This window comes from Synechococcus sp. R65.1, from assembly GCF_047461755.1.
In the GTDB taxonomy this organism is placed as follows: Bacteria; Cyanobacteriota; Cyanobacteriia; order Thermostichales; family Thermostichaceae; genus Thermostichus.
Map to the genome: position 1 here is coordinate 197,575 of NZ_JANSHU010000001.1, position 14,346 is coordinate 211,920.

Here is a 14,346-nt window from a genome sequence, read left to right on the forward strand (position 1 = left end):
GGCAATTGGGGGCCGATCCCACCTGGGCGACCGTGCCCGGAAGCAGGGTGCGCAGCTGCAGGGGGCTGTGGCCAAGGCCGGCTACAGGTAGGATCCGCGCTGGATTCTCGTGTGGGGCTGCCAGCAGATGCTGCCACAGATGGGTCAGGGCACGGGGGGAGAGATGCAGTTCCTGTACCAAGCGCCGCCGCAGGTACTCCACCAGGGCTCTGGGGCCTCCCAGTTCCGCCAGCAGGGCTGCTGCCATGGCCCGGTCGATGTTGCTGTTGAGCATTTGCAGCAGGGATCCCAAGGGCGGCGAGGTATAGCTAACCAGGCAATGGAGCTCAGCAGGCAGTTCCTCTAGCGTTGATCCAGAGCCGCCGAGGGCTACAGGGTAGGGCTGTTGGGGATCCCGAAGGAGTTCGGTAAGCCGGCGGGCGCTAGCTAGAGCGTCGGGCTGGCCCAGCAAGCGGAAGGGGGGCACCACCTTTACCTCGCCGTCAATCTGGCGAATGCCAAGGCCGTGCAGGTGGCGCGCCAGCTCGACGACATTGGTCTCCCGGAAATAGGGATCCCCGCCCCCCACCACAACCAAGTCTCCCTTCAGGCGCTGGCCGGAGCGATAGCCGGTGGTGTAAAGCGATGCTCGTAGCCCCAGGTCTCTAGCGCCATCAGGCTGAGGGCCAACTGATCCAAGGCTCCTACCGGCAAGGGTTGATCCAAGAGGTGCTCGGCCAGCAGCTTGCCTTTGGCTGTCTAGAGGAGGATCCCTTGCTGCGAGAGAGCCCCTCCTTAGGCAGCCAACCCCTGCAAAAAGCCCGACAAGACCACAGTGTAGGGAGAACCTTGCTCCTGGGGCGACTGCTCACGGGGCCACCAGGGCGGAAGGCCAGGCGTGCCGCTAGGAGAAGGCAGGGGTGGTGGCGGAGTAGGGATGGGAGGGAAAAGATCCTGGGTGGAAGAGGGAGCCGCAGCCCTCCAGCAGATCCCCAAGGCCAAAGAGCAAGCTAGGGGGATCCCTGCCCAGAAGCAACGGGAGCGCAGCCCTGGCGGGATGGACAACATGCTGACCTCACAGGCAAGACTTGAGGCTACTCTACTGCCATGCCGGGGGTCCTGGCAAATTGCTTTGCCTTGCTGCTAGGCAGTTGGCCGTAAAGCCAGGAGAGTGGACTCCTGCCTACAAGAGAGGCCAAGATCGAGAGCACAGCAGTACTGCCCTTGGAGGAAGACATCCGGCCTGCCCTGCAGGTTGACCCTCAGCTTCTGCAAGTGCTCCCTTCATGCCCAGAGATCTGCGCCGCTTCATTGCCCTCCTAGAATCCCGTGGCCAGCTCCGCCGCGTGACCGCCGAGGTGGATCCCGAGCTGGAAATTGCCGAAATTGCCGATCGCCTCTTGGCCTGCGGTGGCCCGGCGCTGCTGTTTGAGCGGGTCAAGGGATCCTCCATGCCCCTGCTCATCAACGCCCTGGGCACAGTGGAGCGCATCTGCTGGGCGCTGGGGATGGAGCGGCCGCAAGAGTTGGAGGAGCTGGGAAAGAAGCTGGCCTTGCTCTACCAGCCGCGCCCGCCAAAAGACCTTGCCCAGGCGGTGGAGCTGGGACAGGCGCTGTTCCGCGTCTTCAAAGCTCGACCCAGCCGGGAGCTGCTCCCTCCTTGCCAGCAAGTGGTGCTGCGCGATGAGGCGGTGGATCTCACGCAACTGCCCCTGTTGCGGGTCTATCCCGGCGACGCTGGGCGGGTGCTGACCCTGGGTCTGATGGTTACCAAAGATCCGGAAAATGGCATTCCCAATGTGGGGGTGTACCGCCTGCAACTGCAAAGCCGCAATACCATGACGGTGCAGTGGCTGTCGGTGCGGGGGGCAACTCGGCATCTGCGCAAGGCGGCGGCCCTGGGCCGGAAGCTGGAAGTGGCAGTGGCCATCGGGGTAGATCCCGCCGTGATCCTGGCGGCGGCCACGCCCTTGCCGGTGGATCTCTCCGAGTGGCTGTTTGCCGGCCTCTACGCCGGAGAGGGATTGCCCCTAGCCCGCTGCAAAACGGTGGATCTGGAAGTGCCGGCCCACGCCGAGATTGTCTTGGAAGGCACCATAACCCCAGGGGAGGTGGCCCCCGACGGTCCCGCCGGGGATCACATCGGCTACTACGGCCCTCGCAACGAGCAGGCTCCTTTAATTCGCTTCCACTGCCTCACCCACCGTCGCGATCCGATTTACCTCACTACCTTTAGCGGCAAGCCCCCCAAGGAAAACGACGTGATGGCCCTGGCCCTAAACCGCATCTACACCCCCATCCTTAGGCAGCAGGTGCCGGAGATCGTGGACTTCTTTTTGCCGATGGAGGGCCTGGGCTACAAGGTGGCCATTTTGTCCATTGACAAGGCCTACCCCGGCCAAGCGCGGCGGGCGGCCCTAGCTTTTTGGAGCGCCTTGCCTCAATTTAGCTACACCAAGTTTGTGATCGTGGTGGACAAGGACATCAACGTGCGGGATCCGCGGCAGGTGCTTTGGTGTCTGTGCTCGCGGGTGGATCCGCAGCGGGATGTGTTCATCTTGCCGGACAATCCCTTCGACGCCTTGGACTTTGCCACCGAAAAGCGGGGCCTGGGGGGCAAAATGGGAATCGACGCCACGACCAAGATCCCGCCGGAAACAGACACCCCCTGGCGGCAACCCCTTGCCCCGGATCCGGAAGTGGCCCGCCTGGTGGATCGCCGCTGGGCGGAATACGGCCTGGCCGATCTCAACTTGCAGCCGGCGGATCCGCGCCTATTTGGCTACGAGTTCTAGAGGTGGCTAAGAGGCTGGCGGGTGCAACAAGCGCTGTTCTGGGTTGCTTACCCTTGCCTTCAGTGGGCTGTGGCGAGGGTGGGCCTAAGCCTACTGGGCACCAAGGGCGGCTAACAGCTCGTCTGCCAGCATCACCGCCGTATAGACTAGGGCCTGGCGCTGCTCAGGAGACAAGTTGCCAACGGGGGTCTGGGAGTTGCTCAGGATACCTTGCAGTAGCCTGCTAGCCACGTATTCTCGTTTGGAGACGCCAGGGCTAGAGATAGTGGGGTTATCCAGGGAAAACTTTTGGTGGTGCTCGAAGGGAAAGGCGTATTCAGAAGCTATCGGCATGGCTTCACTCCCAACCCAAACTTGAAGCTGCGCTCAGCCCATTTTCCTGGACTGGGAATCTTAGAAAGCAAGGTCTCAAAAAAGACACTACGGGCTATCGTATCAAGGAGATCCCTGCGTGGGGGAACAATCTTGATCTGCTCTCCCTGGGAAAGATTGCCATGCACTTAAGCGAGTCTTTTCGACGCACCAAGATTGTGGCTACCCTTGGCCCCGCCAGCTCTGATCCAGCCATTCTCAGGGAAATGATCCTGCAAGGGGCAACTACCCTTCGCCTGAACTTCTCCCATGGAGATCACGATCTCCACCGCCGCAGCATTCGCCTGATCCGCCAAACGGCGATGGATCTGGGGATCCAGGTTGCCATTTTGCAAGACCTGCAGGGGCCCAAGATCCGCCTGGGCAAGTTTGCCGAAGGCCCGATTACCCTTAAGAGCGGGGATCCGTTTGTCCTCACCAGCAAACCCATTTTGGGAACGCAGGAGCGCAGTTGGGTTACCTACGACAGGCTGGCCCAAGAGGTGCCGGAAGGAGCAACCATCCTTCTGGATGACGGTCGAGTGGAGATGCGCGTGGAGGCGGTGGATCCGGCAGCGGGCGAGCTCTTCTGCCGCACCATTGTCGGCGGCACCCTCTCCGACAACAAGGGAGTGAACTTCCCCGGCGTGCGCCTCAGCATCCGCGCCGTTACCGAAAAAGACAAAGAAGACCTCTACTTCGGCCTCAACCAAGGGGTCGACTGGGTGGCCCTCAGCTTTGTGCGGGATCCCTCGGATGTCCTGGAGCTGCGGGAACTGATGGCTGCCGCTGGCAAGCGAGTTCCCATCATCGTCAAGATTGAAAAACACGAGGCTATCCAGCAACTGCCCCAGATCCTGGCTCTTAGCGACGGGGTGATGGTGGCGCGGGGAGATCTGGGCGTGGAGCTGCCGGCAGAAGAGGTGCCGATCTTGCAGAAGCGGATCATCGCCATGGCCAACTGCCTGGGGATCCCGGTCATCACCGCTACCCAGATGCTGGACAGCATGGCCCATAGCCCTCGCCCCACCCGCGCTGAGATCTCGGATGTAGCCAATGCCATTTTGGACGGCACCGATGCCGTTATGCTCTCCAATGAGACGGCGGTGGGCAAGTATCCTGTCGAGGCGGTGGCCACCATGGCCCGCATTGCCCTGCGCATCGAACAGGACTACTTTAATCCCCTCTACGCGGATCGCCGCCACCACCTGCGCGCTCTTGCCCGGCAAGAGTTGAGCCAGACTAGGGGTAGCTGTGCCGAGGATAATTCGCTGCGTCCCAAAGCCCTGATAGCCGATTCCATTAGCCGCGCCGTGGGGGAAATTGCCGAGGAGCTGGACGCGGTAGCCGTGATGACCCTAACCAAAACCGGAGCCACAGCCCGCAATGTCTCGCGGTTTCGCCCGCGCACTCCCATCCTGGCCGTAACACCCCATGTGGAGGTGGCGCGGCAGCTGCAGTTGGTGTGGGGGGTACGCCCGCTGTTGGTTCTGGATTTGCCTACCAGCCGCCAGACCCTTCAAGCCGCCATTAACGTAGCCCAGGAAGAAGGCCTGCTCAAGGACGGGGATTTGGTGGTGCTCACTGCCGGCACCCTGCCGGGCATTTCCGGCTCCACTGACCTTATCAAGGTAGAAGTGGTGAAGGCGGTGGTAGCTAGAGGCAGAGGGTTTGGCAAAGGCACCGTCAGCGGCCCTGCCCGTATTCTCCGCTCCGGCCTTGAGGCCAGCAAGATTACCCCTGGCGATATCCTGGTTGCCCGCGCCACTGATGCTAGCTATGTAGAGGCGATCAAGCAGGCGGCTGGAGTCATTACTGAAGAGGACGGCGTCTCCTCCCACGCAGCCGTAATTGCTCTGCGACTGGGAGTACCTGTGGTGGTGGGGGTTAAAGATGCCACGCGCCTCATCCGCGACGGGGCTATTGTTACTTTGGACGCGGAGAGAGGCCTGGTTACTGCCGGCAGCGACGGTTTAGGTTTCTAGCGCCGTCGTCGGGAGCAGCGGCGCAACAGCCACCTGGCGGCGGCCCGATCGCCTTCATCCCAAGCTAACCGCTCCACGGCCACCATCACCATCGAGGTAATTGCTGCCTCACTGAGACGCCATTGGGAACGCAGCTGCTGGACAGCCAGTGTAGCGGCCTCGAGGTCGCGTTTGCGAATGGCGCGGAGCAGCTCTTCAGACATCGACGAAGGCCAACCCCTCTGATCCTTTTTGCTATCTTTCTACCGCAAGAGCCAGAAGCTTCCCTTCTCCTAATGCAAAGATTTGTCTTGTTTGTCCAGAATGCCTTAAAAAAACTTCTTGGACGCTCGCTTGGGTTAGCCCGCAGGGATGGCCACAGGAGAGGGCAGTAGCCGCTCCATTGCTGCCTGCAGATCCTGGGTCAGAGCTTGGATAGCTTGCCGGCGGTTGGCCTGGTAGGTGGGCCAGCGCTCTGAGACGGAGAGGGGATCCCCGATGCGGAAATGGGCTAGCCGCGGCCCCAACTGAGGAGGAGCAACCAAGGGATTCTGGCCTTTGATCCAAGCCAGGAGGTTCCACAGCCGCAGGGCGGTTTCGGCCAGTTCCTCCGGGCTGGGCTGCTCAGGCAGAGGGCGGACGGCAAATACCATTAGGGTCTCCACCAAGCGCATGTGCCAGAGGTGGAAAGTGGCTTCAGCGGCAAGGCGATTGGCTAGGCTTTTTTCTACTGCAGAGAGGGCAGCAACATCGGGAATATCTTCCCGGTAGATCCAAGACCAGCCTGCCTGCTCAAGGCGATGTCGCCGCTCGATGAGGTCTCCCTGAGGTTGCAAGCCAAAGCGCTGCTCAGCCACGCGCAAAGCCAGATCCAATAAGCTTTGCAGACGTGTCCGCAGATCCCCTCCTTCTCCCCGCTTGGCCCAAGTTGCCGCAGGCAAAGTGGGGGCATAGAAGCGCTCGTAGAAGTTCTCCAGGGTCTGAATGAGGTGTTCAGCCAAGCGGAGCAAGCGGGCCATGAGAGATTCTTTGCCGACATGGGCTGAGCGCCCGGTTGGCAGGTGGCAGTTGGCCTCCATGCGGCGGAGCAACCTGTCGAGGGCTGCCCGGGGATCCCTCAAGTACTGGTAGCAGAGGCCCACCGGTAGGATCAGCACTTCCTCTGGCCGCCCCGCCTTGAGCAGATCTTCCACTGCCCAAAAGCTCAACTGGGCCACTCCCGGTTCCAGGGGGTTGAGCAGCCCACTCATGCCGTTGATGGTTCCCTCGGGTGCCACGGCCAATGGATAGGGGCCCGAGACTAGCTGCTCGCGGGAACTCTTCAGCCCTGCCCGATCCAGACGGCCCCGCAGAATGGGGATCCCGCCCAGCCGGGGCAAGCCCCAACTGGCAATGGCCCCCAGCCACAGTGGCAGGCCGCGGTCGTAGACAAACAGGACGTGGGGCCGCTGCCGCAGCCGGATCCCCTGTTGCCGGGCCACCTGAGGCAAAAGGTGAGCAAACAGGTACAGCAGACAGGGAGGGTCATCGAGGGTGGGGTGGCGAAAGGCTACCAACAAGCGAATCTTGCCTGCTTCAAATTGCTGATAAAGCTGAGCCAAGCGCTCCCCTCCCTCCACCTCAACGCGCGGGATCCCTTTGGTCCAGCGCAACCAAAAAGGCAAGCCGGTTTGGACAAAACGAACCACCCAAGGCGTCAATCGTGGCGGCAGAAACTGGAGGGGAGGTTGAACCGTCTGCGGCATAGGGATCCTCAAATCTAGGGTTGGCACGCTTGGTGAACCTAGGCTTTGGATCCCCTCTTAAAGAGGGCGAAGAGGCAAAAAAGCCCCGCTGCAACAGTTGCTCAACTGGAGTCCCTCTCCTCAGAAGGTTTTCAACCTCCTGCTGCTTTTTTCCGGCGGCCCCGTGTCTTTTTGGGGGCAGCTTCTCCTGCGGCTGAGTCTTCCATGACCTGGCCGTTTAACACCTGCTTGAGGTGAATGTGCTTGTAGCCTAGGTGGATCTCAAACTCATCGCCAGGCTTGAGATTCATCTGCTTGGTGTAGGCAGACCCGATGATGATCTGCCCATTTTTGTGAACGCTGACGCGAAAAGAGGGCTCGCGACCGCGCTTTTCACGGCTACTTGGGCCGAGGCTGAGACCTTTTGCCGCTAGCACCGCATCGTAAAAAGCGTTTAAGTTGACGCGGAGCTTGTTGTTCTTGGTCACGGTTACGTAGCCACAGCGCTTTGCCGTTTCCCGGCGCGGAAGGTGCCCCAAAGCTTCTATCTTCTGCAAGAGAGCCTTGCCAGTTAGGGGTTGTGGTGGTATATCCAACATTTTCTAATACCCTACAGCCCTCTCTAGGATCATAACCTCCTGAAGTACTTCTGCAACCAAAAGCTTGCAGCTCCGCTCCAGGTCGTGTTTACTCTAGGGGAGAAAGGCTCTTCTCAATTGGGCGTTCAATGGGTGTTCTGGCTCTGGATAAAGCAGCAGAGAGAGGGGATTTGTTTTGCCCAAATGGCTTGGCAAGACGGCTAGAAGAAGGCCTCAGCTAGCGGCAAGTGCTCATCTTTTCCGGAAATTAGCCGGGCGCCAACTGCTGGGCTACTAGGGAGGGAAGCTGAGCCACAGGGATCCCCTCTAGGATCTCGGCGGCAAAGGCATAGGTGAGCAGTTGGCGGGCTTGGGCCAAGGGAATGCCGCGGCTTTGCAGGTAGAAGATCTCTTCCGCCTCCAGTTGGCCCACGGTGGCTCCGTGGGTGCATTTGACGTTGTCGGCGAAGATCTCCAGTTGGGGCCGGGTATCCACTCGCGCCTTGGGGCTTAAGAGGAGGTTGCGGTTGGTTTGGGCCGCGTCGGTCAGTTGGGCTTCTCGGCTGACCAGAATGCGCCCGCTGAAGACGGCACGGGCTGTCTCGTCGACAATGCACTTGTGCAGTTGGCGGCTGCTGCCCTGGGGGGCCTGATGCCGCAGGCGGGAGTGGGTGTCGCTGTGCTGGGATCCCTTCAACAGGGTCAGCCCCTGCAGGTGGGTGTGGGCCTGGGGCTCCACCTGGGCCAGCTCCAGGTTGTGGCGGGAAAACTGGGATCCCCACTGGAGGGCCTGCAGCCGGTAGTGGCTGTAGCGGCCCTGGCGCACGGCGGTTTGGTTGATGTGAAAGGCCTGGGATCCCTGCCGCTGGAGGAGGACGTGGTGCAGGCGGGATCCTTCTTCCAGGGCAATCTCGGTAACCGCGTTGCTGAAGGGGATCCCCGAGCCCCAGGAAAGGTGGTCTTCAATTAGGGTGAGGGAGCTGTAGGCTGGCAAAGTCAGCAGGCAGCGGGGCTGGGCCAAAACCGCCTCTCCTTCAGGGGCCACGGTTATCCAGAGTAGATGCAAGGGCGGCAAGATCTCCTGCTGGGGCAAGAGCTCAATCTGGATCCCGCCGCCTAGGTGGGCGGTGTTGAGGGCGCTGAAGACATCGACCTTGGCGATGGTTTGCAACCCTCCAGAGGCAGCCTGGCTGAGGGGAGCAAGGCGCAGCGCCGACGGCAGGCCGCTCAAGTCAGAAAGGTGGGGGGCAAAGTAGCCGTTGACCAAGACGGCATAGCTGTGGCGGCTTTCCAACCACAGCCAGGGCTCCAGAGTGGCCCGGTTCAAATTCTCCTCCCCAGGGCCGGCCAGGCGAAAGGCGTGGGCCACTAGCGGCGAGAGGTCGCTGTATTTCCAGTCCTCTTCGCGCGGAGTGGGGATCCCCAGTTCCGCCAGTTGGGCACGGGCCTGCTGTCGCAGGGTGGCGTGGGAGTCCTCCACCTCCGGGATTTGGCTAAGAATGTGCTCCAGAAAGGAGCGGCCAAAACTGGCAGCGTCGCTTTCTCCAACCGACGACTTGGGCACCGCAGCGCTCATCCCACCTCCTCCCTAAGCCAGTCGTAGCCCCGCTTTTCCAGCTCCAGCGCCAAGCTCTTGTCCCCGCTGAGGACAATGCGCCCCCCTTCCATCACATGCACATAGTCAGGGGTCACATACTCCAGCAGGCGCTGGTAGTGGGTAATGAGGAGTATGGCCTTCTCGGGGCCAGCTAGCTGGTTGATGCCCTGGGCAACAATGCGCAGCGCGTCGATGTCGAGGCCAGAGTCCGTCTCGTCCAAAATGGCCAGGGTCGGCTCCAGCACGGCCATCTGTAGAATCTCGTTGCGCTTTTTCTCGCCGCCAGAAAACCCCTCGTTGACGGGGCGCTCCAAAAAAGCCGGATCCATTTTGACTAGCTCCAGCTTTTGGCGCACGAAGTCGTCAAACTCGAGGGGATCCATTTCCGGCTGATCCCGGTATTTCTGCCGGGCGTTGTAGGCAGCCCGCAGAAAATCCAAGTTGCTTACCCCTGGAATCTCGATGGGGTATTGAAAGGCCAAAAAGATCCCAGCCCAGGCCCGCTCCTCCGGTTCCATGGCCAAGAGATCCTTGCCCAGATAGAGGATCTCACCCCCGGTTACCCGGTAGTCCGGGTGGCCGGCCAGGATCTTGGAGAAGGTGCTTTTCCCAGAGCCATTTGGCCCCATGATGGCGTGGATCTCGCCAGCCCGAACTTCCAGGTTTACCCCCTTGAGGATAGGGGTGCCGTCGATCGCAGCGGTGAGATCGCGGACAGATAAAATGACAGGGCTGTTTTCCCGGATCATCTCAGCGGTTGCTCTTGAATGAACTCCAGACGAGCGTTCACCCTGGGATCGCGCAGCTAGCTAAAGTAAGCCGACAATGGCCAATTCAGCTTGCTGGGGATCTAGCCAACAGATCCCTCTAGTTTCAGGCTCAGCAAGCGATCTGCCTCGACGGCAAACTCCATGGGCAGTTGGTTAAACACCTCCCGGCAGAAGCCGCTGATGATCATAGACACAGCATCCTCTGGAGAGATGCCGCGCGACTGAAAGTAAAACAACTGCTCTTCTCCAATCTTAGAGGTTGAGGCTTCGTGCTCCACTTTGGCGGTGTTGTTTTGCACTTCAATGTAGGGGAAGGTGTTGGCGCTGCACTGATCCCCAATTAGCAGCGAATCACACTGGGAAAAGTTGCGGGCGCCCTCTGCCTTCGGCCCAATTTTCACCAAGCCGCGGTAACTGTTTCTGGAGTGCCCCGCCGAGATCCCTTTGGAGATAATTCGGCTGCGGGTGTTGCGGCCTATGTGGATCATCTTGGTGCCGGTATCGGCCTGCTGGTAGTGGTTGGTCAGGGCAACTGAGTAAAACTCGCCCACCGAGTTTTCCCCCACCAACACACAGCTTGGATACTTCCAGGTGATGGCGGAGCCAGTCTCCACCTGCGTCCAGGAGATCTTGGAGTTGACCCCCTGGCAGAGGCCGCGCTTGGTAACAAAGTTGTAGATGCCGCCCCTGCCGTTTTCGTCGCCGGCATACCAGTTCTGCACCGTCGAGTACTTGATTTCGGCGTTGTCCAGGGCAATTAGTTCCACCACCGCCGCGTGCAGTTGGTTGGTGTCGAACATGGGGGCCGTGCAGCCCTCCAGGTAGCTGACGTAGGATCCCTCGTCGGCAATGATCAAGGTGCGCTCGAACTGGCCCGACTCGCTGTTGTTGATACGGAAATAGGTCGAGAGCTCCATGGGGCAGCGCACCCCCTTGGGCACGTAGACAAAGGAGCCGTCGCTAAATACCGCCGAGTTCAGCGCCGCGTAGTAGTTGTCGGCAATAGGCACCACCGTGCCCAAGTACTTACGCACCAGCTCGGGATACTCCCGTAGCGCCTCCGACATGGAGCAGAAGATGATCCCTTCCTTGGCCAGCTTTTCCCGGAAGGTGGTGGCCACCGAGACGCTGTCGAAAATGGCGTCCACCGCTACATTGGCCAGTCGCTTCTGTTCAGACAGCGGGATCCCCAATTTTTCAAAAGTCTCCAGCAGCACCGGATCCACTTCGTCCAGGCTCTTTTTCTTCTCCCGCACCTTGGGGGCCGAGTAGTAGACGATGTTTTGGTAGTCAATGGGGGGGTAGGTCACGTTTGGCCAAGTGGGCTCGCTCATCTTCAGCCACTGGCGGTAGGCTCGCAGCCGGAACTCCAGCATGAAGTCCGGCTCCCCCTTCTTGGCCCAGATTTGGCGAATGATGTCCTCGTTTAGGCCCTTGCCGATGGATTCCGAGGGGATGTCGGTAACAAAGCCGTACTTGTAGGGCTGGTTAACCAGGGCGCGGACGCTCTTAGACATGGGTGGCTCTCAAGTAGGGATTAGAAGCGCGCAAGAACAGATGGGCAACTAAAACAACATAGTTGTTGCTTAACTAATCCTCAAGTTACTTTAGCAATGATCCCGTTGTCAAAATAGGCAGGAGGACAACGGTGAACCGAGCACGTAGGATCGCCGGCCAGGCTACCCAGCCTACTTCCAGTAAGCAGGCTATTTTGATCTACCTGCGCAAGGCAGGACAGGCTACTGCCCAAACCCTAGCAGAGCACTTGGGCATTTCTCCCCAGGCCATTCGCCGCCACCTCAAGGATCTGGAGGCGGAGGGACTGATCCGCCATGTCGCTCAACCCAGCGGCCTGGGCCGTCCCCAGCACTTCTATCAGCTTAGCCCCCAGGGGGAAGCGCAGTTCCCTGCCCGCTACGACGAGTTTGCCCTGGGCCTACTCAACACGCTGGCCGAAACCTTGGGAGCCGAACAGATGGGATCCCTGCTCCAGCAGCAGTGGCAACGCAAAGCCCAGGAGTACCAAGCCCAGATGGGATCCGGATCCCTGGCCGAGCGGCTAGAGCGCCTGGTACAGTTGCGCCAGGCAGAAGGCTACATGGCCGAGTACTACCCCTATCCCAACCACCTGGCTGCCCCCAGGCCAGCAGAAGGCTCTGAGCAGTATGTCGAGCAGTACGTCCTGGTGGAGCACCATTGCGCCATTGCCCAGATTGCCCAGCGTTTTCCCAGCGTCTGCGGCCATGAGCTGGAGATGTTTGCCGCCGCTCTGCCCGATTGTCGGGTGGAGCGCCTCAGCTGGCAAGTTAACGGGGAGCACCAGTGCGGCTACTGGATTGCCAAGCCAGGCTCCTCCGCAGGGATCCCTTCCTAGGCCCAGCCCCGAGAAGGTGACGCCTTCAGAAGACAGGCAAGAGCAGCCATAGTCTTAAGGATCCGCCACCTCAAAGGCCCACAGCCCTCGCTCTGCTGGGATCCGATGCAGCTGACCCTTGGGAAAGCGTCGCCGCAGCGCTGCCCCTTGCTGCTCCCATACCCCCTCGTTCATCAACAGGGTAAACGGCGGCTCTAGGTCTTGGCTAAGCAACGTCTCGGGGGGAAAAACCTTCACCTCTTGTTCTTGCCTGGCAAAAAATTGAATCCAACTTTGCCAGTAGGCAGGCTCTCCCCAACTGAAATAGGGGTAGGCGGCGCTAGCAGCCAAATAGAAGCGGTGGTTGGGATCCCTCTGTCGAGCGGCCACGTAGCGCCCGGTGGCTCCCACGTCGTTGCCCTGCGTCGAGCCCTTGTGGACAAAGTCGCCCCAAATGGCCAAGTTCCAGCCTCCAATGAGGAGGATGGTGCCCGCCATCGCCGCTGCTGTTACGGTGGATCCCCAACGTTCCAGGGGAGCGGCCAGCGTCTGGATCCCTTCCAGGGTTAGGTAGGCTACAAAGGGCAGGATCACGAGCAGGCGGGTATAGTTGGGGGCTTTGGTGATAGCCAGGCTAAAGAGCAGGTAAAGAAACAGGAAACTGCCAATACAGAGCCAGTCGTGCGGCTGGCTGCGCCCCCTGAGGACGCGGTAGAGCCCAGATCCCAGCCCTAGCCAAATCAAGATCCCTGTCAAGGGATCCACAAAGGCATGGCCGTAGTTGGGATAGATATAGCCCCGGTCGTGCTGGCTGGGGTCGTTGAACATGCTCAGGCCATTGCGGATGTTGCGCCACACCCCCTCTGCCGGCGTAGCCGCGTTCACCCACATTTGCTGCAGCGCCCGCCCCTCGGGGAAAAAGAGAAATTGCTGGCGGGCATACTCGGCGCTTTCTGGGGGGGCAGTGGCGGTGGCTACCAGAATGGGCGCGGCCACCAGAAAAAATCCCAGCGCTGCCGGCACTGTCAGCTTGGCTAGGGTCCAAACGGGGTTGGCCTGCAGATCCTCCCGCCCCAAGAGCCAGTACAGAACGCCAAACAGGAGTCCCAACAGGATCACCACGCGCCCTGGCAAATAGCCGTAGAGGGAGAAAGCCGCTGCCCCTCCCCCCAAATACAAAAGCAGGGGATTTTTTTCCCGCACGCCCTTCAAGATCAGGGCCAGAGCTGCACACTCCACCAGCACAATCAGGTTTTCCCGCATGGCCATGCGGCTAATGCCTAACAAGGCGTGGTTGGATCCCAGAAGGGCCGCTCCTGCCAAGGCCAGCCGGGAGTTCCAGAACGACCGAAAAAACCCGTAGGCCACCAGAATAGTAATCACCCCAAAGGCGGCATGCACCGTGCGCACATTGACCAGGGTGACTCCTCCCATCAGCCGCGTCAGGCCGCCAAAGAGGCTAAACATAAAGCGGGGGAAATAGAAGTACTCTGGCATCAACCCAAAGAGATCGGGGTAGCGCACCCCGGAAGCCCGACGAGCCATGGAGGTGATGACAATCTCGTCGGTGTTGATTTGAAAAGGGATGTTGGCCAGGTCGTAGAGGTAGAGGGGAGCAAAAACCAACGCCAACAGCCCCAGGTGCAGCAGCTCCTGGCGCCAGCGCAGCCGCGTCGGATCCCAAGGGGGCTGAGCCGGGGGAAACTGGGCCACATACAGCCCCACCAGCAAAATGCTCAGCAGCCAGATCCCAATCTGCAGTACGTGGTAGCCAAACGCCCCGTACCAGAGGGTCAGGGCTATTCCCAGGCCGAGGCCAGATCCCAATAGAGCTGGGCGCCGGGAAGTGGCCAGGGTATCCCAGACTGCCATAGGACTGGTCTCAGCCCACTGGTCGATAAGTTAGTAACCCCGCGTTCTCTCCGTCTCCCGCTCCGGTTCTGGCTCCCTGAAGTTGGAGGGATCGTAGAGGAAGCGGTTGACCTCATCTTCGAGGCGGTAGATCTCAAAGGGCTCTAATTGCTTGCCAGTTCGCAAGGCCAGCAGGTAGCCGTCCACCAGCAGCCGTAGCTCGTCAATGCGCTGATAGCCGCGATGCCAACTGTCCACCAGCGCATCGGTTAGAGCTTGATAGTGCCGGATTAGCTTTGGGTCCTGCAACATGGCGATCTTTTGCCCACCTGGTCTCATCCTAGCGTTTGATTTTCGTTTGTTAAGCAGAGATTGCAAAGCCGC

12 protein-coding genes and 1 pseudogene are annotated in these 14,346 nt (G+C 60.2%); 3 read left to right on the top strand and 10 right to left on the bottom strand.

Features of this window, described 5'->3' with window-relative positions:
• A pseudogene (locus NW814_RS01045) lies at window positions 1-571 on the bottom strand (hypothetical protein); the annotation flags it as partial.
• A 694-nt stretch (window positions 572-1,265) separates the two neighbouring features.
• Between NW814_RS01045 and NW814_RS01050 the strand changes: the two are divergent.
• Window positions 1,266-2,774, top strand: coding sequence for a UbiD family decarboxylase (locus tag NW814_RS01050; RefSeq protein ID WP_414404848.1), 1,509 nt, complete (start codon window positions 1,266-1,268; stop codon window positions 2,772-2,774).
• 90 nt (window positions 2,775-2,864) lie between these two features.
• Here the strand turns inward: NW814_RS01050 and NW814_RS01055 are convergent, their stop codons facing one another.
• Window positions 2,865-3,107, bottom strand: a complete 243-nt coding sequence (locus tag NW814_RS01055; RefSeq protein WP_414394164.1) for a hypothetical protein — start codon at window positions 3,105-3,107, stop codon at window positions 2,865-2,867.
• Between the two features lie 161 nt (window positions 3,108-3,268).
• Between NW814_RS01055 and pyk the strand changes: the two genes are divergently transcribed.
• The gene (pyk, locus tag NW814_RS01060) at window positions 3,269-5,110 is read left to right on the top strand and encodes a pyruvate kinase (protein WP_414404849.1); all 1,842 of its coding nucleotides are present in this window, start codon (window positions 3,269-3,271) and stop codon (window positions 5,108-5,110) included.
• Here pyk and NW814_RS01065 read toward each other — a convergent pair.
• From NW814_RS01065 to sufB, 6 genes are all read right to left on the bottom strand, one after another.
• Window positions 5,107-5,313 (bottom strand): hypothetical protein, encoded by a 207-nt coding sequence (locus NW814_RS01065; RefSeq protein ID WP_414394160.1) that lies wholly within the window; start codon window positions 5,311-5,313, stop codon window positions 5,107-5,109. The two genes, pyk and NW814_RS01065, sit on opposite strands and share 4 nt — an antisense overlap.
• 135 nt (window positions 5,314-5,448) lie before the next feature.
• On the bottom strand, window positions 5,449-6,834 hold the full coding sequence (locus tag NW814_RS01070; protein WP_414404850.1) for a 1-acyl-sn-glycerol-3-phosphate acyltransferase: 1,386 nt from the start codon (window positions 6,832-6,834) through the stop codon (window positions 5,449-5,451).
• Window positions 6,835-6,965: 131 nt separating this feature from the next.
• Window positions 6,966-7,412: an AbrB family transcriptional regulator gene (locus NW814_RS01075; RefSeq protein ID WP_414404851.1), complete on the bottom strand. Its 447-nt coding sequence runs from the start codon at window positions 7,410-7,412 to the stop codon at window positions 6,966-6,968.
• Window positions 7,413-7,659: 247 nt separating this feature from the next.
• Window positions 7,660-8,967 carry a Fe-S cluster assembly protein SufD gene (gene sufD, locus NW814_RS01080; protein ID WP_414404852.1) on the bottom strand — a complete coding sequence of 436 codons (1,308 nt, stop codon included), beginning with the start codon at window positions 8,965-8,967 and terminating at the stop codon, window positions 7,660-7,662.
• Window positions 8,964-9,737 carry a Fe-S cluster assembly ATPase SufC gene (gene sufC, locus NW814_RS01085; protein ID WP_414404853.1) on the bottom strand — a complete coding sequence of 258 codons (774 nt, stop codon included), beginning with the start codon at window positions 9,735-9,737 and terminating at the stop codon, window positions 8,964-8,966. Before sufC ends, sufD begins: the two co-directional genes overlap by 4 nt.
• A 101-nt stretch (window positions 9,738-9,838) precedes the next feature.
• The gene (sufB, locus tag NW814_RS01090; protein WP_414404854.1) at window positions 9,839-11,275 is read right to left on the bottom strand and encodes a Fe-S cluster assembly protein SufB; all 1,437 of its coding nucleotides are present in this window, start codon (window positions 11,273-11,275) and stop codon (window positions 9,839-9,841) included.
• A gap of 131 nt (window positions 11,276-11,406) precedes the next feature.
• On the opposite strand from sufB, the gene sufR reads away from it, so the two are divergent.
• On the top strand, window positions 11,407-12,132 hold the full coding sequence (gene sufR / locus NW814_RS01095) for an iron-sulfur cluster biosynthesis transcriptional regulator SufR (RefSeq protein ID WP_414394150.1): 726 nt from the start codon (window positions 11,407-11,409) through the stop codon (window positions 12,130-12,132).
• Between the two features lie 54 nt (window positions 12,133-12,186).
• Here the strand turns inward: sufR and NW814_RS01100 are convergent, their stop codons facing one another.
• Together NW814_RS01100 and NW814_RS01105 are read right to left on the bottom strand one after the other, a co-directional pair.
• Window positions 12,187-13,983, bottom strand: coding sequence for a hypothetical protein (locus NW814_RS01100; protein ID WP_414404855.1), 1,797 nt, complete (start codon window positions 13,981-13,983; stop codon window positions 12,187-12,189).
• 30 nt (window positions 13,984-14,013) lie between these two features.
• Entirely contained in the window at window positions 14,014-14,274 is a 261-nt protein-coding gene (locus tag NW814_RS01105) for a DUF6761 family protein (RefSeq protein WP_414404856.1), read from the bottom strand.
• Window positions 14,275-14,346 lie beyond the last annotated feature (72 nt).